The following is an 18,694-nucleotide window of genomic DNA, read 5'->3' as shown; positions in this document are numbered from 1 at the left end:
ACTAATCGTGGCGGCGGCGGGCCCGGTCCTCGGCTGGACGGGCACGATGACGACAGCTCAACCGTTCCGGAAGGGTCCGGACGGCAACGGGGAGGGGCAGCGGATGACGGTGCGGATCGGCAAGGCCAAGGACGGGCGGAAGGTCCGGATAGGCAAGCGGGTCACGGGGACGGCGGCGGCCTTCGCCGCGCTGGCCGCGCTGACCGGCTCTCAGGTGACGGGCATCGGGCTCGCCCCGGCCGCGGTCGCCGACGCCGGTCCGGCGAACGGCGCCGCCGATCAGGGCGCCGGCCGCTACCTGCCCGGCGGCGGCCCCTCGACGGACCTCCCCGGCACCTTCGGCACCGGCGTGCCGGCCGACGGCGGCGGCACCGTCCAGCTCCCGCAGCCTCCCGGCACCCTGCCCGGCCTGCCCTCGGCCGGCCCGTTCGCGGCCACCGGCCCCGCGCTGCCCGCCACCGTGCTCGCCGCCTACCGGCAGGCCGAGGCCTCGCTGGCGCAGCGCTCGCCGGGCTGCCACCTGCCGTGGCAGCTGCTCGCCGCGATCGGCCAGGTCGAGTCCGGCCAGGCCAACGGCGGCCAGGTGGACGCCGCCGGCACGACGCTGACGCCGATCCTCGGCCCGGCCCTGGACGGCAACGGCTTCGCCGCGATACCCGACAGCGACGGCGGCCGCTACGACGGCGACGCCCGCTGGGACCGCGCCGTCGGGCCGATGCAGTTCATCCCCTCCACCTGGGCCTCCTGGGGCGTGGACGCCAACGGCGACGGCAAGGCCGACCCGAACAACATCTTCGACGCCGCCGAGAGCGCCGGCCGCTACCTGTGCGCGGGCGGACGCGACCTCGCCGACCCGGCGCAGCTCGACCGGGCGATACTCAGCTACAACAACTCCGGCGAGTACCTGCGGACGGTGCGCAACTGGATGGCGCACTACGGCAGCGGCACGGTGACCACCGTCCCGAACCGTCCGGGCTCCCCGGTGCCGCCCGCCCCGCTGCCCTCGCCGTACCTCCCGGGCCTGCCCACCGGCGGTTCGGGCACGGGCACCGGCGGCACGCCCACCACGGAGCCGCAGCCGCCCGCACCGGTCACGCCGACGCCGGACCAGTCGCCGAGCCCCCAGCCGACGACGACCCCGAGCGCCACCGCCACGCCCACGCCCGGCGGTTCGACCTCGCCGTCGGCGACGCCGACGACCACCCCGAGCGGCGGCGCCTCCCCGACGGCGACCCCGACCGGCACGCCCACCACGACTCCGACCGGTACGCCCACGGGTACCCCGACCGGTACGCCCACCAGCTGCCCGGACCCGACGGCCACCCCCACCGGCACGCCCACCCCGACGGGCTCCCCGTCCCCGGCCGCCACGCCCACCGGCACCCCGACGGCGACGCCCCTCCCGGGCTGCCCCACCCCCACCCCGACCGCGACGGACACCCCGAGCGGCGCGCCCAGCACCACTCCCAGCGCCGCCTTCTCGCCGTCGGCCGCCCCGACGAAGTGAGCAAAGGGGCGCGGTTCCTCCTGAGGAACCGCGCCCCGCTCAACCGGCGCTGCCGGTCACTGCCTCACGGCCGCGCGCCGTTGTCCGCCCCGACCACCCGGAAGCGCTGGGCGACGACCGGCGTCCCGTCGTCGACGACCGGGACGCGCCCCATGACGCCGGCAGCGCCGGGCACCCGCCCCGGCGGCTCAGAGGTGCTTGACCAGCTCCGGCATCAGGTCCTGGAAGGTCCGCCCGCTGGCCGGCTGGCCGATCGCGGTCATCTGCCAACCCGTGGCCGTGCGCTGCACCTTGGCCATGACCTGGGCGGTGTACGGGCCGCCGGCGGTGAGCGTGTAGCGGGCCAGCTCGACGCCGGTGGTCTCGTCCACCAGCCGGCAGAAGGCCGCCTCGACCTCCTGGAAGGTCTGCCCGGTGAAGGAGTTGACGGTGAAGACGATCTGGTCGACCTCGGCGGAGACGGCGGTCAGGTCGACCGTGATCGACTCGTCGTCGGTCGCGTCGCCCGCGCCGCCGACCAGGTTGTCCCCGCTGTGCCGGACCGAGCCGTCGTTGCTGTTGAGGTGCTGGAAGAACACCACGTCCACCGGACGCCCCTGGGCGAACAGCACCGCCGAGGCGTCCAGGTCGATCTCCCGGCCTGCGGCGAGCAGCTTGGCGAAGAAGCCCTTGCGCTCCGCCGCCTTCCAGCCGAGGCCCATCCGGACCAGGCTCAGTTGTCCACCGCCCGGCTTCTCCAGGCTGATCTTCTGTCCCTTGGCCAGCGAAACGCTCATCGCGTCCTCCTCGTTCTGCCACCGCCCGTGCCGCGAATCTACAGCACTGTAGAGAATTTATGATCATCGACGGCGCCCTGCGAGCACCCCTACCCCGAACTCCCCCGGACCTCACCCCGACAACGGTCCGCACACTGAGGGAACCGGCGGTCAGACGTCTGGCGTAGCCGTGGACCGCGACCGGACGACCGGGGCGGCGCACGGTCTAGGGTCGGCCCCGGGACCGCCGCCGGCAACCACGGCGCGCCGTCCGCGCACCGATCGCCGTACGCCACGATCCACCGTGCTCACGACCCACCGTGTTCACCACTCGCAGTGCCCACGATCCACCGTGCTCACCACTCGCAGTGCTCACGACCGTTCCCGGGCCAGGCCGACCCGCGCCGGCCCGCTCACGCTGGGGGGACCACCATGCCCGAGCAGCACGAAGGAACCGAACAGCACACCACCCCCGAACGCCCGGGGGGATCCCGCCTCGGCCGCCGCAGACTGCTCCGGGCCGGCCTCGGCGCCGGCGGCGCGCTGGCCACCGTCCGGCTGCTGAACGGCGGCGCCGCCTGGGCCGCCGGGCCGCCGCCCGCACCGGCCGCGGCCGGGGACTACGGAAACTCGGAGTACCAGGGCCAGTGGCCCACCTCCCACCTGGCCGCCGCCCCCGGGACCGCCGCGCAGACCTGGCCGGACTGGGCCCGCTACGCCCGCGTCGCCGACGGCACCTTCAACGAGCCCGCCGACATGCAGAGCGCCGTGGACGCCCTCAAGGCGCAGGAGGTCAGCGTCATCGAGCTGGACACCCTGCTCTCCGACTGGCTCACCGACGCCCAGTTCGCCGCGCACATGGCCGAGGTGAAGCAGTTCACCGGCCTGGCCCACGCCGCCGGCCTCAAGGTCGTCATGTACTACCCGTCGCTGGAGCTGATCTCCCCCGGCGGCGAGAAGGGCCGCTCCTTCTACAAGAACGACCAGGGCAAGAACTGGGTCCAGCGCGACCTCGCCGGCAAGCCCAACGTGTTCTACGGCAGCGTGGTGGTCTGGGTCGACCCGGGCGACGAGAGCGTCTGGCTCAGCCCCAACTCGCCCTGGCGGGACTACTACCTCAAGCGGATCAAGGGCGTGGCCGCGACCGGCGTGGACGGCATCTGGCCGGACGTCCCGATCTACTTCGACGGCGTGCAGACCTGGTGCGACGCCTCCACCTGGGGCGCCGCCGCGTTCAAGGCCGACACCGGCCTCGCCCTGCCCACGGCCGCGAACTTCGCCGACCCGGTCTTCCGCCGCTACGTCGAGTGGCGCCACCGCAACCTGCTCCAATTCCAGCTGGACATCGCCGACGCGGGCCGCTCGGTCAACCCCGACCTGGTCACCTTCGTCGAGACCGTGTCGATGGACTACCGCTACGCCACCTCGATCGGCCTGGACGGCGGCTACCTGCGCCAGGCCCCCGGCGCCGTCAGCCAGGTCTGGGAGGTGGACATCCTCGGCAACTACGACGGCATGCGGCACGCCACCGCCTCCGACTGGGTCTGCCTGATCTCCATGTACAAGTACGCCCGCGCCGCCAGCGGCACCAAGCCGGCCTGGGCGTTCTCCTACGGCTGGCAGGCCGACGACGCCTCGCTGGTGATGTCCCAGCTGATCGCGGCCGGCTGCAACCCGTACGAGGTGAAGACCCCGTTCAAGAACGACACCGTGGACGCCGCGATGCGCACCCGGATGTACCGCTTCGTGCGCACCAACCAGACGAAGCTCTACGACCCGGCCTCGATCGCGCAGGTCGGCGTCTACCACTCGGCGCCGTCCCGGGACTACGTGGCCCCGGGCGAGGGCAACGGGATGTACGTCAACGCCAAGGCCCCGGCCGGGATCACCGACTGGTGGGGCGGCGACGACCCGCAGATGAGCTGCGCCTCGCTCCCCTGGCTCGGCGAGTTCCGGGGAACCGTCAAGGCGCTGGTCTACGCCCACGTCCCGTTCGACACGGTGTCCAGCCCCGGTCTGACCGCCGACGACCTGGCCCGGTTCAAGGTGCTGCTGCTGCCCAACCTCCAGGCGGTCTCGGACACCGAGGCGGCGCTGCTGCGCGGCTTCGTCTCGGCCGGCGGAACCATCGTGATCACCGGACCGGCACCCACCGCGCTGGACGAACTCGGCGGCCAGCGCACCGAGTTCGCGCTCTCCGACGTGCTCGGCCTGCGCAGGGCCGACCCGCTTCCCACCGGCAAGCGGAACTCCTACGGCAGCGGAAGCTGTTGGTACGTCAAGGCACTGCCCGGGCTGAGCTACCTCACCAAGACCGACCAGGCCTCGGCGGACCAGCTGCTCACCGCCGTCCAGCAGGCCGCCCCGCCGGCGGTCACCCTCGCCGGGGACCGCCGGATCTTCCTGGACGCCCGGCGGCTCGGCGCCGACACCGTCGTCCACCTGGTGAACTTCACCAACTTCGGCGACACCCCGGCGGCGTTCCACAGCGCACCCGCCAACTGCACGCTCTCCTACGCCCTCCCGGCCGGGGCGGGCGTCACCGCCGTCACCGTCGCGAGCCCGGACGGCACCGACCCGGCGCCCAAGGCCGTCCCGTACACCGTCACCGGCGCGACGGTCAGCGTGCCGCTGACCGTCGCCCAGTACTCGGTGGTGACGATCACCGTCGGCTAGCCGTTTCCAGGGGCCTGGATGCGCCAGAGGGCGGCGGGGTTGGCCTCGCCGCCCGGGGCGGACTCGAAGGCGATCCACTGCCCGTCCGGGGACCAGCTCGGCGCGCCGTCGTAGGCGGTGTCGTCGCGGGTCACCCGGACGGGAGTGCCGCCGCCCGCGTCCACCACGAAGACCTGGGCGTTCGGCAGGTCGCCGAGGTTGGAGGAGAAGACCAGGAAGCGGCCGTCCGGGGACCAGCTCGGGTCGGTGTGCTCGCCCGGCGCGTCGGTGACCCGCCGCAGTCCGCCGCCGTCCGCGTCCACCGTCCACAGCGACCAGTCCTCGCGGCCCGCGCTCCGCCGCTGGAAGACGATCCGGTCGCCCTTCGGGGACCAGTTCGGCTGCCGGTTGTCGGATCCGGTGCCCCGGCCGTCCACCAGCAGGACGGGCGCGCCGCCGCCGCGGCGGACCTTCCAGAGCGAGTCCTGCTCGGCCGCGTCGCCGTGCACCGCGGCGTGCTCCGGCTCCCAGCTCTGCTGGAAGACGATCCACTCGCCGTCCGGGGAGAAGCTCGGTTCGCTGTAACCGCTGCCGTCGGCGTGGCTGGTCACCCGCTCGGGGGCGCCGCCCGGCTTCATCAGCCAGACCTCGTCGTGCCCGGACTCCCGGTCGGTGGCGAAGGCGAAGGCGTCGGCGGCGGCGTTCCAGCTGCTGCCGGGGAGGTTGACGGCCGCCTTGTCGGGATCCTCCAACACCGTGCGCGGCGCGCCACCGTCCAGGGGCAGGATGCTGAGGGCGGCGGCGCCCTTGTTGTAGCCCCCGCTGAACTCGGTCAGCAGCACCGAGCGGCCGTCCGGGGCGAAGGCCGGGTTCTGCGCGCTGTGGCCGCCCCCGGCGCGGTAGAGCAGCCGGGCACCGTCGGCGCGGCGCTCGGCCCCACTCGGGGAGGTGCCGCTCGGGGCCACGCCGGTCGGGGCCGCGCCGGTCGACGACCCGCCGGCCGACGGCGCACCCGTCGGTCCGGGCGCCGGCTCCTCCTCGGAACCGGAGCCCGAGCTGCCGCAGCCGGCCAGGAGCACGACGGCAGCCAAGACCGCCGGGAGCATGCGAGTCCTCATACCCCACAAGCTAGTTGACGAGTCGTCAATTGTCGTGCGCCGCCAGGCGGATCAGGGCGCAGCCGTCCGGCAGGCCCCGCCGGCGCCCCCGCCCGTCATCCGCCGCTCCGCTCCAGCCGCACCAGCGCGTCCACCGCGACCCGGCCGCCCTGGCCGCCCCCGTTCGCCTCGGCGCCCTCGGCGCTCCCGGCGCTCCCGGCGCCCGCAGCGCCCTTGTGGCCCGGCTCGCCGCCGACCGTCCGGTGCACCCGCTCGGCGCGGACGGTGCGCAGCCCGCGGTCGGCGAGGTCCGCCAGGACGTCCTCCGGGGTGAAGAGCACGGCCGGGTCCTGCGGGCCGCCGACCCCTTCGGTGAGGTTGCTCAGGTCGTGCCCGATGACCAGCAGGGTGCCGCCGGGGCTGAGCGCGTCGGCGGCGCGGCGCAGCGCGGCCCGGCGCTCCGCGGCGGGGATCTGCAGGTAGGCGACCAGGACGAGGTCGTAGCCGGCGGCGGGGGCCTCGTAGGCGCGGGCGTCGCCGTGGCGCCAGGTGAGCCGGTCGGCGACCTCGTCGGGCAGCTCGGCGGTGAGCCGTTCGGCGCGCTCCAGGGCGACGGCGGAGAAGTCCAGTCCGGTGACCTCCCAGCCCTGGGCGGCCAGCCAGATCGCGTTGCGGCCCTCTCCGGCGGCCAGGTCCAGCGCGTGGCCGGGAGTGCGCCCGGCCAGTTCGCGGACCACCCACCGGTTGGGCGCGGCACCCCACACCAGCTCGCTCGCGGCGTAGCGGTCGTCCCAGTCCTGGCTGTCCATCGCGCGTCCTCCGTTCGACGGGCCTGCTCGTACCGGCCAACCTACCGGGCCGCCGCCGACCCGGCAGGGAACGGTCCAGCGGGCGGACACCCTTGACGGCGAATATTGGTCCAGTCCAATCTGTTCAGTCGTGACGTGCACGGGTCGGCCGCCCGTCGCGTCCGCACTCCGCTCGTCCGCACACCGCTCGTCAGCACGCGTCACCAGCCCGCGCGCCCCCACCGCGCCCGGGCCGGCTCCCCTCGGCCCGTCCCGGGCCACCGCACCGCCGGAACCCCCCACACATCCGGAGGACCCACCGCATGCACGACCGCGTCACGCCCGCACGGCCCGCCCACCCCGCCGGGGAGCGCGCCGACCGCCGGGCCGCCCAGCGCAGAAGAGCCACCGCACTGGCCCTGGCCGCCACGCTGACCACCAGCGGCGCAGCCATCGCCCTCACCTTCGGTTCCGCCTCGGCCGCCCCGGTCAACCTGCTGGCCAACGGCGACTTCGAGACCGGCACCCTGGCCGGCTGGACCTGCTCCAACGGCTCGGTCGTCACCACCCCGGTGCACGGCGGGAGCCGCGCGCTCGCCGGCGCCGCCTCGGCCGGCGACACCGCGCAGTGCCAGCAGACCGTCACCGTCCAGCCGAACACCACGTACACCCTGGCCGGCTGGGTGCAGGGCAGCTACGTCTACCTGGGCGCCACCGGCACCGGCGTCAACTCCTCGGCCTGGACGCCGGGCGCGACCGGCTGGAACCAGCTGAGCACCACCTTCACCACCGGCGCCACCACCACCTCCGTCACGGTCTTCACCCACGGCTGGTACGGCACCGGCACCTACTACGCGGACGACCTCACGCTGACCGGCCCGGCCGGCCCCACCTCGTCCACCAGCCCGACGGCCACCGGCAGCCCGACCGCCACGGCCAGCCCGACGGCCACCGCGAGCCCCACCGCCACCGGCAGCCCCACCGGGAGCCCGACGGCGACCGGCAGCCCGACGGGCACCCCCACGACCACCACCCCGACCCCGACGGCCACCGCGAGCGGCCCGGCCGGGGACGGCAAGGTCACCACCCCGACCGGCTTCGCGGTCACCAGGACCACCTCCAACGCGGTGGTGCTCACCTGGCAGCCGTCCACCCTCACCAGCGGCGACGGCCCGGTCGCCTACAAGGTGTGGTCCAACGGCCAGCTGGTCGCCACCTCGATGGGCACCTCCGTCGCGGTCAGCTCGCTGCTGCCGGGCAGGAGCTACACCTTCAGCGTCCAGGGCTACTCCGGCAGCCACGCCTCCGCCCAGTCCGCGCCGGTGAGCACCACGACCGCGGCCGCCCCCGCCCAGCAGCCGATCCGCTCCGCCTACTTCGACCAGTGGGGCGTCTACGAGAACGCGTACAACGCCAAGAACGTCGACACCAGCGGCGCGGCGGGCAAGCTGGACGTCGTCCACTACGCGTTCGCCAACATCGACCCGACGAAGTTCACCTGCTTCCAGGCGGTGAAGGCCTCCGACTCGGCCAACGAGTCCAACCCGAACGCCGGTGACGGCGCGGGCGACGCCTACGCCGACTACCAGGCCGACTACAGCTCCGCCACCAGCGTGGACGGCAGCAGCGACACCTGGGAGCAGCCGCTCAAGGGCAACTTCAACCAGCTGCGCCAGCTGAAGGCCAAGTACCCGAACCTGCGGTTCACCATCTCGATCGGCGGCTGGACGTACTCCAAGTACTTCTCCGACGCGGCGGCCACCGACTCCTCCCGCAAGGCCTTCGTCTCCTCGTGCGTCGACATGTTCCTCAAGGGGAACCTGCCGACCGGCGTGGCCGGTGACGCCTCCGGCGGCGCGGCCTCGGCGGCGGGCCTCTTCGACGGCGTCGACCTCGACTGGGAGTACCCGGGCTCGGCCGGCGGCCACACCGGCAACCACTACTCCGCGGCCGACAAGCAGAACTACACCCTGCTGCTCAAGGAGTTCCGCACCCAGCTGGACGCCCTCGGCGCCGCCCAGGGCAAGCGCTACCTGCTGACCGCCGCACTGCCCAGCGGCCAGGACAAGGTCGCCCAGCTGGAGACCGACAAGATCGGCGCCTACCTGGACTACGCGGACGTGATGTCCTACGACATGCACGGCGCGTGGGACGCCACCGGCCCGACCAACCACCAGGACCCGCTGCACGACAGCCCGGCCGACCCGACCACGCCGATCACCCCGGGCAGCCGCAAGTACAACGTGGACACCACGCTCGCCGCGTACACCACCGGCCTGCCCGAGTACGGCATCCCCGGCGGCTTCCCCGCGAACAAGATCGTGCTGGGCATCCCGTTCTACTGGCGCGGCTGGACCGGCGTCCCGGCCGGCTCCAACTACGGCCTGTACCAGAGCGCGACCGGCCCGACGGCGAAGAAGCCGCTGAGCCAGGAGGCCGGCCTGGCCGCCTGGAAGGAGCTCAACCCGACCGCGGCCCAGACCCACTGGGACCCGGTCACCGAGAGCAGCTGGGTCTACGACGGCACCAACTTCTGGACCGGTGACACCCCGCAGGCCGTCCAGGCGCGCGGGGCCTATGCCAAGGCCAAGGGCCTGGGCGGGCTGTTCGCCTTCTCCCTGGAGAACGACGACGCCTCCGGCACCATGCTCAACTCGATGGACAGCAGCCTTCGCTGACGTTTCGTCACGCTTCGTCAGAAATCAGTGATGGCCCGCACGGAGACTCCGCGCGGGCCATCCGCGGTCTTCCCGTCCCGGGCTCGGCCGTCGCGACCCGGCCGGCCGCGGCTCAGCGCGGCGGCACCGGGTCCGCCCCGCCCGCGCCCGGGCGGCAGCGCAGCAGCCGCCCGGCGGTCAGCCGGGCCCCGCGTAGCGCACCGTGCCGGTGCAGCGCCCGCACCGCGTAGGTCGAGCAGGACGGCGTGTACGGGCAGCAGGCCGGACGGCGGGGGCTGACCTCGGCGCGGTAGTAGCGCACCGCGCCGTACAGCACCCCGGCCGCGAACCCGCGCGGGGCTGGGGCGGACGGATCGGCCGCCCGGCGACCGCGCGCCCCGGTGAGGGCGAACCGGACACCGGAGGCCATCATCACCGGGATCAGGGCGATCAGGCAGGGGTCGGCGAACTCGCAGCAGCCGTCGACGCAGCAGTCCGCGCCCTCGTCCCGGGCACGCTTGCGCCGCTGGGCCTTGGCGTGGCCCTCCTTGCGGTAGCGCTCCCGGTAGTCCTCCCAGGCCCGGCGCTGCTTCTTCCGCCGGAGCCGTTCCGAGGCGGGCAGCCACCACCAGGCGCGCTCCGGGCGGGCCGGCGGGAAGTGGGCGCCGAGATCCGGCGTCGGGTCGGACACTGCTGACGATCTCCTCGTTCTCGCCGCCGGGGGCCGACCCCCGACGATCCGGGCAAGATTATCCGAAGATCATCTGCCCGGATCCGCCCGGCGGCCGGCGGCCCGCAAGCAGCGGCCGGAGACCGGCTCAGCCGCCGAGGTTGAGCGAGGGGAAGAGGTCCTCGAACGGCTGGGTGGTCACCGAGACGCTCCGGGAGAAGGGGTTGTCGAAGTCCCAGATCATGAACAGCAGGAAGGCGATCAGCACGCTGAAGCAGAGCGCCAGGGTCAACTCCCTCGGCGTACGCCGGATCTGGAGCGCGAAGAGCATGCCGACGGTCACCACCGCACCCCCGATCAGGCCGAACCAGACCACTCCGGGCATCGTCGGCCCGGCGTTCTGTCCGCGCGAGTTGCGGGACTCGGACGCCTGGCTGACCCGGTCCATGATCGGCTGGTAGCCCTGCGACTCCAGGTCGGAGGCGGGCGAGCGGGTGGCGATGTCGTTCTGGAGCTTCTGGAGCAGCTGGTCGCCCTTCTCGGTGATGCCACCGGTCTCCTGCATGTAGGACCACTCGGTGTTCACCACGTACGAGACGTAGGTGTCCACGTCGGCCCGGACCTGGTCGCGGAACTCCGCCGGGTAGATCACCGCACGGTCGCTGATCTCGCGCAGCGACTGCGCCTCGCGGAACAGGTCGTCCTGGGCGGCGCCGCGCGCCTCCCAGACACCCGCGATGGCGAGACCGAGGACGATCGCGTAGACCACCCCGATCATCATCGTGATGTACTCGATGACATCCGGGGTCTCGTCGGCACTCTCCTCGATCGGTCGGCGCTGCCTCAGCACCACCACCGCCATCACGACGGCACAGGCCGACGCCATGGCGATGATCAACGCCACCCACTCGGACATGGGAACTCCCTTCTCTGGCTTGGCTTGTGACGGAACGGAAAGCTCAAGGGGGCGGCCCCCCGACCGCTTCGGCACGGGCCGGTTCGGTTCGGGACCGGGCGGTAGGACGGGCCCCCGCCGACCGGGAACCGGTCGGCGGGCCGTCAGGGGACGGTCAGGACGGGCCCGAACGGCCGCCGCGTCCTCGGCCACCACGGCCCGGGCGCAGGGCCGCCGCCGCGAGCACACCGGGGACCATGATCACCAGCAGCATGGTGGTCATCGAAGTGCCCTGGTGCTGCCGGGCCATGGGGGCGGGCTTCGCCCTGGGGGCGTGGAACACCGGCTGCGCCGACGGGGTCGGCCACAGCGGGCTCGGACGGGCCGAACTCGGCGAGGCCGCGGGGCTGGGGGCCGCCGGACCGGGCGCGGCCGGACTCGGGACCGCGGGCGCGGGAGCCGCCGGAACGGGGAGCGGCGGGGCCTGTACGGGGGCGGGCGCCGGCGGGGCCGGGGTCGCCGGCGCGGCCGGGGAGGGCCCCGGTACGGGTGCCGACGGCGGCACGGAGGGCGGGACCGAAGGAGCCGGGGACGCCGAAGGTGCGGGCGACGCGGGCGACGGGCTGGGGGACGGCGTCGGGCTGGGGGACGGTGAGGTCGGCGACGCCGTGGCAGTAGGGCTCGGACTCGCGCTCGGACTCGGACTCGCGCTCGGGCTCGGCGTGGGACTCGGAGTCGCGCTCGGACTCGGCGTGGGGCTCGGAGTCGGTGACGGCGTGGGAGTCGGCGACGGCGTGGCGGTCGGTGTGGGGGTGCGGGTCGGAGTCCGAGTTGGCGTCGGCGTCGGCGTCGGCGTCGGAGTGGGCGTCGGGCTGGGCGTGTGGGTGAGGGTCGGCGTCGGGCTCGGTGTGGGCTTCGGGCTCGGACTGGGGCTCGGGCACGGATGGTGGTGGTGATGGTGATGGTGGTGCCAGCCGTACTCGTCGTCGCCGTACCCGTCGTCGTACTCGTCGTCATCGCCGTCGTCGTGGCCCGGCCCGAGCTGCCCGGGGCCACCCTGCCCCTCGACCGGCCGTCCGGGCTCGCTCCGCAGCCCCGCCGGACGCGAGGGCGAGGAGAAGGGCGGCGAGGACAAGGACGGCGCCGAGACGGACGGTGCCGGGAAGTGCGCCGAGGGGAACTGGGGCGAGGGGAAGTGCGGCGCGGTGGGCTTCGGGGCGGGCTTGGGTGTGCGGCAGGGGTGGTGCCCGTGCGGGGGCTTGGGCCCGTGGTGCCCCGGGCCGACGCCCGGCGCGGCGCCGACCTGGACGTCCACGTCCACGTCCACGCCGACGGTCACCTGTCCGCCCGGCCGCACCGACATCGAGAGGTCGGTCTCGTCGCACACGCAGATGTCCACCACCGGGCCGTGCGGGTACCCCCCGGGATGCCCGGCGCCGGACGCGGTCGCACCGCCGACCAGCGCGCAGATCGCGACCACGCCGGCCGCCGCGCCGATCAGCCGTACCCGCCGCCCGGGGGCCGCACCCCCAGCGACGCCGGACGGTATCCGGCAGATCTGCCGACGCTGGGGCATGGGCTCCACACACCTCTCGGATCGTCCGGGGAGGACGGAACGGGCTCGGGCCGACCGGCCGCGAGGGAACGGGCAGAACGGACGGAACGGGCGGAAAGGTCGAGTACGGTCGCGTTCCCGACGGAAGTTCCATCGGGTACGACCAGAAGTGATCAGACACGGTCAGGCGGACGGCCCGCCTTCAGGGGGCGGGCCGTCCGTCATCAGGTCAAACGATCATCGAGCCGACCGGTAACGGCCCGCGCTCACCGTTCTGCGCGCTCAGCTGCGGCGGTGCGCGATCTCCACGTTCTCCAGCACGCCGACCGCGTCCGGCACCAGGATGGCGGCCGAGTAGTAGGCGCTGACCAGGTACGAGATGATCGCCTTCTCGTCGATGCCCATGAAGCGGACCGACAGCGAGGGCTGGTACTCATCCGGGAGGCCGGTCTGGTGCAGGCCGATGACGCCTTGGTTGTCCTCACCGGTACGGATCACCAGGATCGAGCTGGTGTTCTCCTTGGTGATCGGGATCTTGTTGCACGGCAGGATCGGCACCCCGCGCCAGGCCGGCACCTGCTGCCCGCCGAGGTCGACGTGGGTGGGGTACAGCCCGCGGGCGTTGAACTCCCGGCCGATCGCGGCGATGGTCCGCGGGTGGGCGAGCAGGTAGTCGGGGTCGCGGCGGCGGTTGAGCAGCTCGTCCAGGTCGTCCGGGGTGGGCGGGCCGGAGTGGGTCTGGATGCGCTGGTCGAAGTCGGCGTTGTTGAGCAGGCCGAACTCCGGGTTGTTGACGATCTCGTGCTCCTGGCGCTCGCGCAGGGCCTCGATCGTCAGCCGCAACTGGTGCTCGGTCTGGTTCATCGGCTGGTTGTACAGGTCCGCGACGCGGGTGTGGACCTTCAGGACGGTCTGCGCGACGCTCAGCTCGTACTCGCGCGGCTTGAGCTCGTAGTCCACGAAGGCGCCGGGCAGCTCGTACTCGCCGTGGTGGCCGGCCGACATGGCGATCTCGGCCTCGCCGCGCTCGTTCTGCGCCTGGAGCGGCAGGGCCAGGAAGCCCTGGAGGTGCTCCTGGAGGCTGGGCGCGTTGTCCCGGATGGCGGCGAAGTCCGCCCGGGTCAGCGTCAGGGCGACACCGGAGGTGGCGGTCTTGGCCGTGAACTCCCAGACGGCGTCCGGGTTCAGCAGCGCGTCGTCACCGAAGCGGTCGCCGTCGCCGGCCACGCCGACCACGGTGTCGTCGCCGTACTTGCCGGTGCCGATCTTGTTGATCTTGCCGTGCGCGATCAGGAAGATCTTGTCGGCGGCCTCGCCCTGGGTGGTGAGCACCTCGCCGGGGCCGAAGTCCCGCTGCTGGCAGCGGTCGGCCAGGGCGGTGAGGACGTCCTCGTCCTCGTAGCCGCGCAGCAGGGCCAGCTCGCCCAGCTCGGCCGGGATCACCCGGACCTGGGAGCCGGTCTTGATGAACTCCACCACCCCGTTGCCCACGGCGTAGGTGAGCCGACGGTTGACGCGGTAGGCGCCACCGGCCGCCTGGACCCAGGGGAGCACCTTGAGCAGCCAGCGGGAGGTGATCTCCTGCATCTGCGGTGCGGACTTGGTCGTGGTGGCAAGGTTCCGGGCAGCAGCCGTCGCAAGGCTCTGCTGCTTGGCCTGCACTGCCTCCGGGCTCGTGTCCACGGTCATCGGCAGGGCTCTCCATTCCTGTGATCGGGTCACACGTCCAGGGGCACAGCGGCCCGCCCTGACGCATGCCATGACGGATCATCAGATCCGTTTATCGGTGGGGGCGTTGGCGATTTACGCGAGAAGGCGACCACCGTCTCCCGGCGGCCCACCCGGAACCCTAGATCATCAGGACCCGACGGAGCCCGAACGAAGGCTCACTACCCCCCGATAGGGTGAATCTTGCCCGGTCCGCCCCCATCTCCCCGCAAACTCCGGGAACATCCGTTCGCCCCGGCGATCCCCCTGCGGCCAACGGCCTTTCCACCCCGGTCGGGGCCCGGCCGGACGGCCCGGAGACCACCGTCCGGCGTCAACCCGACGCACCGTCCCGGCGGTTCGGACACCCGCGCGCCGCCGGGCTCCGACCGCCGCTCCCCGCGGCCGACCACGGGAAACGCGAACGGCCCGTCAGGTGCCGGCACGGGGGAGGCCGGCACCTGACGGGTGAACGGGGGGTGTGCGGTGGGCGTCTGCGCCGGAGAGGACGGTGCGCGCCTGTGGTGCTCCGCCGATGACACCGGTGGGCCGGTCGGACCATTCGGGTCAGCCGGGTCATTCAGGTCAGGCGGACCAGGCGGGTGACCAGGCCGGTGAGGCAGGCCGGTCGAGGCGGGCGGGTCAGGCGCAGGCGACCTGGGTGCCGGGGACGCCGACGATGCCCGAGTTGTTGGCCTCACCGCCCTTGTACTCGTAGTACAGGTAGGAGTAGAGGTCGATCCGGGTGCCGGGACCGCAGGCCGAATCGGGGGCGACGGCGTACGTCACCGTGAAGGCGCTGCTGGCACCGGGGGCGAGTGGGACGTTGTACCGGGCGATGCCGCCGTGGACGTTGTCACTGCACCCGTTGGTCTGGGTGCCGCAGGCGGTCGCGGTGAACTTCAGCCCGGTCTCCAGACTCGTGGCGTAGGTCTCCTGGACGCTCTGGTAGACGAACTGGATCGGGGTGTCGTACGGGTTGGTGAGCGTCAGGGTGACGGTGAACTCGCTCCCCCGGACCGTCGTCTGCTTGTCGGAGACGGCCGTGAGGGGCAGTTGTCCGTCGGCCCGGGCGGCAGGGGCGGCGGAGAGGAGCAGACCGACGACGAGGGCCGGACACGCGGCGAGCGCGGCGCGACGCGGATGTGTTCTGCGCATGACCAAGGAGCGTAGGCCCCGCCTCCGCCGGGGTTGTGCTCCTCGGCCCGGGTCCGTACCGACGCAGGAGCGGCGAGCGGACACCCCGCACCGGCCGCTCTCGTTCCGCCCCCACGGGCGCACCCGGGGGCCTATCCTTCGCCGCTGCTCCCGGGGGCGGCCCTCACCCGCACGGCGGCAGGATGTCGCAGAGCGCGCCGAGCGCCGCCGGGTAGGCGTGGTCCGGCGGCGTGGCGTAGCCGACCACCAGGCCGTCGACGGCGGGCATCGCCTCCTCCCCGACCGCCGGGTGCCGGTAGTCCGCGAGCCCCTCGACGGCCAGGCCCCGGTAGGCGGCGGCCTTGAGCACCGAGCGCTCGGTGCCCGGCTCCAGGCGCAGCACCGCGTGCAGGCCGGCCGCGATGCCGGACACCTCGACGTGCGGGGCGCGGGCCGCGAGGGCGGCCACCAGCTCGTCCCGGCGCTCGCGGTAGCGGCGGCGCATCCGGCGCACGTGCCGGTCGTAGCCGCCGGAGTCGATGAACTCGGCGAGGGTCAGCTGGTCGAGGGCGCTGGCCCAGCCCTCGCGCTCGCCCTTGGCGGCGAGCACCCGGTCCACCAGGTGGTCGGGCAGCACCATCCAGCCGAGCCGCAGCGCGGGGGTGAGGCTCTTGCTGGCGCTGCCGAGGTAGACCACCCGTTCGGGGTCGAGCCCCTGGAGGGCGCCGACCGGCTGGCGGTCGTAGCGGAACTCCCCGTCGTAGTCGTCCTCCAGGACCAGCCCGCCGCGCCCGCGCGCCCAATCCACCACGGCGGCGCGGCGCCCAGGGTGCAGTGGGCCGCCGGTGGGGAACTGGTGGGCGGGGGTGAGCAGCGCCGTCCGGACGTCCGGGTGGTTCGCCAACTCGCCGGTCCGGGCGCCCCGTTCGTCGATCGGCAGCGGAACGGTGGTGACGCCGGCGGCGGCCAGCAGCCCGCGGTGGAAGCCCAGCCCGTACGCCTCGACCGCCAACGGGCCGTGCTCGGCGGGCGGCAGGACGGGCGCGGCGCCGTCGAAGAGCAGCCGCAGCGCGTGGGCGAAGCCCGAGCAGACCACGATCCGGTCGGGGTCGGTGCGCACGCCCCGGGCGCGGGCGAGGTAGTCGGCGAGGACGGTGCGCAGTTCGCGCCGGCCCTGGGGGTCGCCGGGTCCGAAGGCCTCGTTGGGGGCGGCGGTGAGGGCCCGGCGGGCGGCGGCGAGCCAGGCGGTGCGCGGGAAGGAGGAGGCGTCGGGCTGGCCCTGGCGCAGGTCGTGGGTGGGGCCGGGGCGGCGGGAGGGCCGACGGGCCCGGCCGCTCGGGACGGGTTCGGCGCGTTCGGCGACGGTGGTGCCGGAGCCCTGCCGGGCGGTGAGCCAGCCCTCGGCGACGAGTTCGGCGTAGGCCTCGGCGGCGGTGTTGCGGGCCAGGCCGAGGTCGGTGGCGAGGGCGCGGTAGGGCGGCAGCCGGGTGCCGGGGGCCAGTCTGCCGCTGCGGATCGCCTCGCGCAGGGCCGTCATCAGCGCGGCACGCCGGCCCCCGGTGGCGGGGAGGTCGAGGTGCAGGTCACTGCCGGTCGGGTGGGCGGGCTCGGAGGGGTGCGTGCCCCGCGTGTCCGTCATGGTCACGCACCCTACCGGCCGCCGCTCCGGCCCCCTTCGGGCGGCCACCCGGCCCCGGGCCGGGCACGCGCCTCAGGCCCGGGGCACGCAGGTCAGGGCACGCGCCTCAGGCTGGGGGCACACGCCTATGGGACGACGGTGACCGGCCAGCGGCCCGCCTTGACCAGCCGGACCGCCACCGAACCGATCACCTTGTGCCCGGCCTGCTCGGAGACGCCGACCACCACGGCGTCGGCGCGCAGCTCGTCCGCGAGCTTGGCGAGGCCGGTGTACGGGTCGCCGCGCATGGTCAGGAAGCGCCACTCCACCTTCCACACCTCGCGCACCCGGTGCTCGGCCTCGCGCAGGGCGGCCAGCAGCTCCTCGGCGATCTCCTGGGTGGTCTCCTCCACCACGGCCCCGGCCAGGGCGGTCGCGGCGCCGAGGATCGGCTGGACGTACGCCACCGCGAGGACGGCGCCCTGCCGGCGGGCCAGTCCGGCGGCGTAGGCGGTGGCGCGCCAGGAGGAGTCGGAGCCGTCCAGGCCGGCCAGCACCACGCTGGGGCCGTCGGTGCCCAGCTCGAAGCCCGCGGGCGCGGCCGCGGCCTCGTGCTCCTCGGCGCCGATCGGCACCCCCGCCGCGGCGGCCCTTCCCGCACCGGCGTCGGCCGCCCCTCCCGCACCGGCGGCCGCCTCTCCCGCGTCCGCCGTGTCCGCTGCATCGCTGTCGTTGCTCATGGGGCCGAGGCTATGCCCGCCACCGGGAGTGACGGCAGGGGGCACTCCGGGTGAGGGCTGTGGCGCGGGCCACCCGGGCGGGCGGCCGCGGCGGCGGAACCGGCACCGGCGGCTGGCCGACCGTCACGCGCTGTCGACCGTGTGGGCGGCCTCACACCGGTTCCGGGGCGGGTTCGGAGTGGCGCGGGCCACTTCCCGGGGCTTTTTGATCTTGGAAATGGTGGCAAATCGGGCGAAATCGCCATATTTCCTTGATCCTTACGCGCGGTAACACCCCTCTGACGTGGCTAAACCTTCGGATCCTTGAAACCGCCCCGTCCACCCCCGTAACTTCGAACCCGTTGCACCGAGCGATCCGCTCCGGCCGGGCCAACCGCCCCCGGGCAGAACGGTGCAGGACCACGCGAGTGACGTGTCCCCGAAACCGACGGCCTTCCGAAGGCCTGGTTCCGCGCGCTCGCAGACCCCTCCGAAAGGAACTCCATGACCTTCCGTAACGAGACCGCCGCTGCCACCACCACTGCCACCCCGAAGCGCCGCAACCGCGTCCGGATGGCTCTGATGGCCGGGGCGATCACCGCCCTGCCCGTGGCCGGCCTCGTCACGGCCACCAGCGCCTCCGCCGCGCCGGCCACGGTCTGGGACAAGGTCGCCGCCTGCGAGGCGACCGGCAACTGGGCCATCAACTCCGGCAACGGCTTCTACGGCGGCCTGCAGTTCACCCAGAGCACCTGGGCCGCCTTCGGTGGCACCTCCTACGCCGCGCAGGCCCACCAGGCCACCAAGGACCAGCAGATCGCCATCGGCGAGAAGGTCCTCGCCGCCCAGGGCCCCGGCGCCTGGCCGGTCTGCTCCGTCAAGGCCGGTCTGGGCAAGTAAGACGTAGGCCACGAGGCCGCCGCACCCCACCCGG

General features: G+C 73.8%; 14 protein-coding genes. 5 read left to right on the top strand and 9 right to left on the bottom strand.

The window, feature by feature from the left end:
- Nucleotides 1-46: 46 nt before the first annotated feature.
- A complete protein-coding gene (locus ACFVXH_RS22180) occupies nt 47-1,507 on the top strand; it encodes a lytic transglycosylase domain-containing protein (RefSeq protein WP_310593228.1) in 1,461 nt (486 codons plus the stop codon).
- A 188-nt stretch (nt 1,508-1,695) separates the two neighbouring features.
- Here the strand turns inward: ACFVXH_RS22180 and ACFVXH_RS22175 are convergent, their stop codons facing one another.
- Entirely contained in the window at nt 1,696-2,283 is a 588-nt protein-coding gene (locus ACFVXH_RS22175) for a TerD family protein (protein ID WP_049656177.1), read from the bottom strand.
- Nucleotides 2,284-2,694: 411 nt separating this feature from the next.
- Between ACFVXH_RS22175 and ACFVXH_RS22170 the strand changes: the two genes are divergently transcribed.
- Complete coding sequence (locus ACFVXH_RS22170) at nt 2,695-4,938, top strand: hypothetical protein (RefSeq protein ID WP_387826342.1); 2,244 nt, start codon at nt 2,695-2,697, stop codon at nt 4,936-4,938.
- Here the strand turns inward: ACFVXH_RS22170 and ACFVXH_RS22165 are convergent.
- Both ACFVXH_RS22165 and ACFVXH_RS22160 read right to left on the bottom strand, forming a co-directional pair.
- A complete protein-coding gene (locus ACFVXH_RS22165) occupies nt 4,935-6,035 on the bottom strand; it encodes a TolB family protein (protein WP_387826340.1) in 1,101 nt (366 codons plus the stop codon). The two genes, ACFVXH_RS22170 and ACFVXH_RS22165, sit on opposite strands and share 4 nt — an antisense overlap.
- A 95-nt stretch (nt 6,036-6,130) precedes the next feature.
- Nucleotides 6,131-6,823, bottom strand: a complete 693-nt coding sequence (locus ACFVXH_RS22160; RefSeq protein WP_387826337.1) for a class I SAM-dependent methyltransferase — start codon at nt 6,821-6,823, stop codon at nt 6,131-6,133.
- A 302-nt stretch (nt 6,824-7,125) separates the two neighbouring features.
- Here ACFVXH_RS22160 and ACFVXH_RS22155 point away from each other — a divergent pair, with 302 nt between their 5' ends.
- The gene (locus tag ACFVXH_RS22155) at nt 7,126-9,480 is read left to right on the top strand and encodes a glycosyl hydrolase family 18 protein (protein WP_387826334.1); all 2,355 of its coding nucleotides are present in this window, start codon (nt 7,126-7,128) and stop codon (nt 9,478-9,480) included.
- A 112-nt stretch (nt 9,481-9,592) separates the two neighbouring features.
- Here the strand turns inward: ACFVXH_RS22155 and yidD are convergent, their stop codons facing one another.
- Together yidD and ACFVXH_RS22145 are read right to left on the bottom strand one after the other, a co-directional pair.
- Nucleotides 9,593-10,150, bottom strand: a complete 558-nt coding sequence (yidD, locus tag ACFVXH_RS22150; RefSeq protein ID WP_387826331.1) for a membrane protein insertion efficiency factor YidD — start codon at nt 10,148-10,150, stop codon at nt 9,593-9,595.
- A 127-nt stretch (nt 10,151-10,277) separates the two neighbouring features.
- Complete coding sequence (locus tag ACFVXH_RS22145; RefSeq protein WP_049660896.1) at nt 10,278-11,045, bottom strand: DUF4239 domain-containing protein; 768 nt, start codon at nt 11,043-11,045, stop codon at nt 10,278-10,280.
- Nucleotides 11,046-11,281: 236 nt separating this feature from the next.
- On the opposite strand from ACFVXH_RS22145, the gene ACFVXH_RS22140 reads away from it, so the two are divergent.
- Nucleotides 11,282-11,980 carry a hypothetical protein gene (locus tag ACFVXH_RS22140; RefSeq protein ID WP_387826328.1) on the top strand — a complete coding sequence of 233 codons (699 nt, stop codon included), beginning with the start codon at nt 11,282-11,284 and terminating at the stop codon, nt 11,978-11,980.
- 881 nt (nt 11,981-12,861) lie between these two features.
- On the opposite strand, the gene ACFVXH_RS22135 is transcribed toward ACFVXH_RS22140, so the two are convergent.
- From ACFVXH_RS22135 to ACFVXH_RS22120, 4 genes are all read right to left on the bottom strand, one after another.
- A complete protein-coding gene (locus tag ACFVXH_RS22135) occupies nt 12,862-14,268 on the bottom strand; it encodes a family 2B encapsulin nanocompartment shell protein (protein ID WP_074004908.1) in 1,407 nt (468 codons plus the stop codon).
- A gap of 660 nt (nt 14,269-14,928) precedes the next feature.
- Nucleotides 14,929-15,444 (bottom strand): hypothetical protein, encoded by a 516-nt coding sequence (locus tag ACFVXH_RS22130; RefSeq protein WP_063780349.1) that lies wholly within the window; start codon nt 15,442-15,444, stop codon nt 14,929-14,931.
- Nucleotides 15,445-15,607: 163 nt separating this feature from the next.
- A complete protein-coding gene (locus tag ACFVXH_RS22125) occupies nt 15,608-17,062 on the bottom strand; it encodes a PLP-dependent aminotransferase family protein (protein WP_074004909.1) in 1,455 nt (484 codons plus the stop codon).
- A gap of 125 nt (nt 17,063-17,187) precedes the next feature.
- The gene (locus ACFVXH_RS22120) at nt 17,188-17,781 is read right to left on the bottom strand and encodes a universal stress protein (RefSeq protein WP_079272610.1); all 594 of its coding nucleotides are present in this window, start codon (nt 17,779-17,781) and stop codon (nt 17,188-17,190) included.
- 483 nt (nt 17,782-18,264) lie between these two features.
- On the opposite strand from ACFVXH_RS22120, the gene ACFVXH_RS22115 reads away from it, so the two are divergent.
- On the top strand, nt 18,265-18,660 hold the full coding sequence (locus ACFVXH_RS22115) for a transglycosylase family protein (protein WP_063780366.1): 396 nt from the start codon (nt 18,265-18,267) through the stop codon (nt 18,658-18,660).
- Nucleotides 18,661-18,694 lie beyond the last annotated feature (34 nt).

This window comes from Kitasatospora sp. NPDC058184 (assembly GCF_042883725.1).
In the GTDB taxonomy this organism is placed as follows: domain Bacteria; phylum Actinomycetota; class Actinomycetes; order Streptomycetales; family Streptomycetaceae; genus Kitasatospora.
The sequence above is the reverse complement of the archived record's forward strand: the minus strand, read 5'-3'. Positions and strand labels throughout refer to the sequence as shown.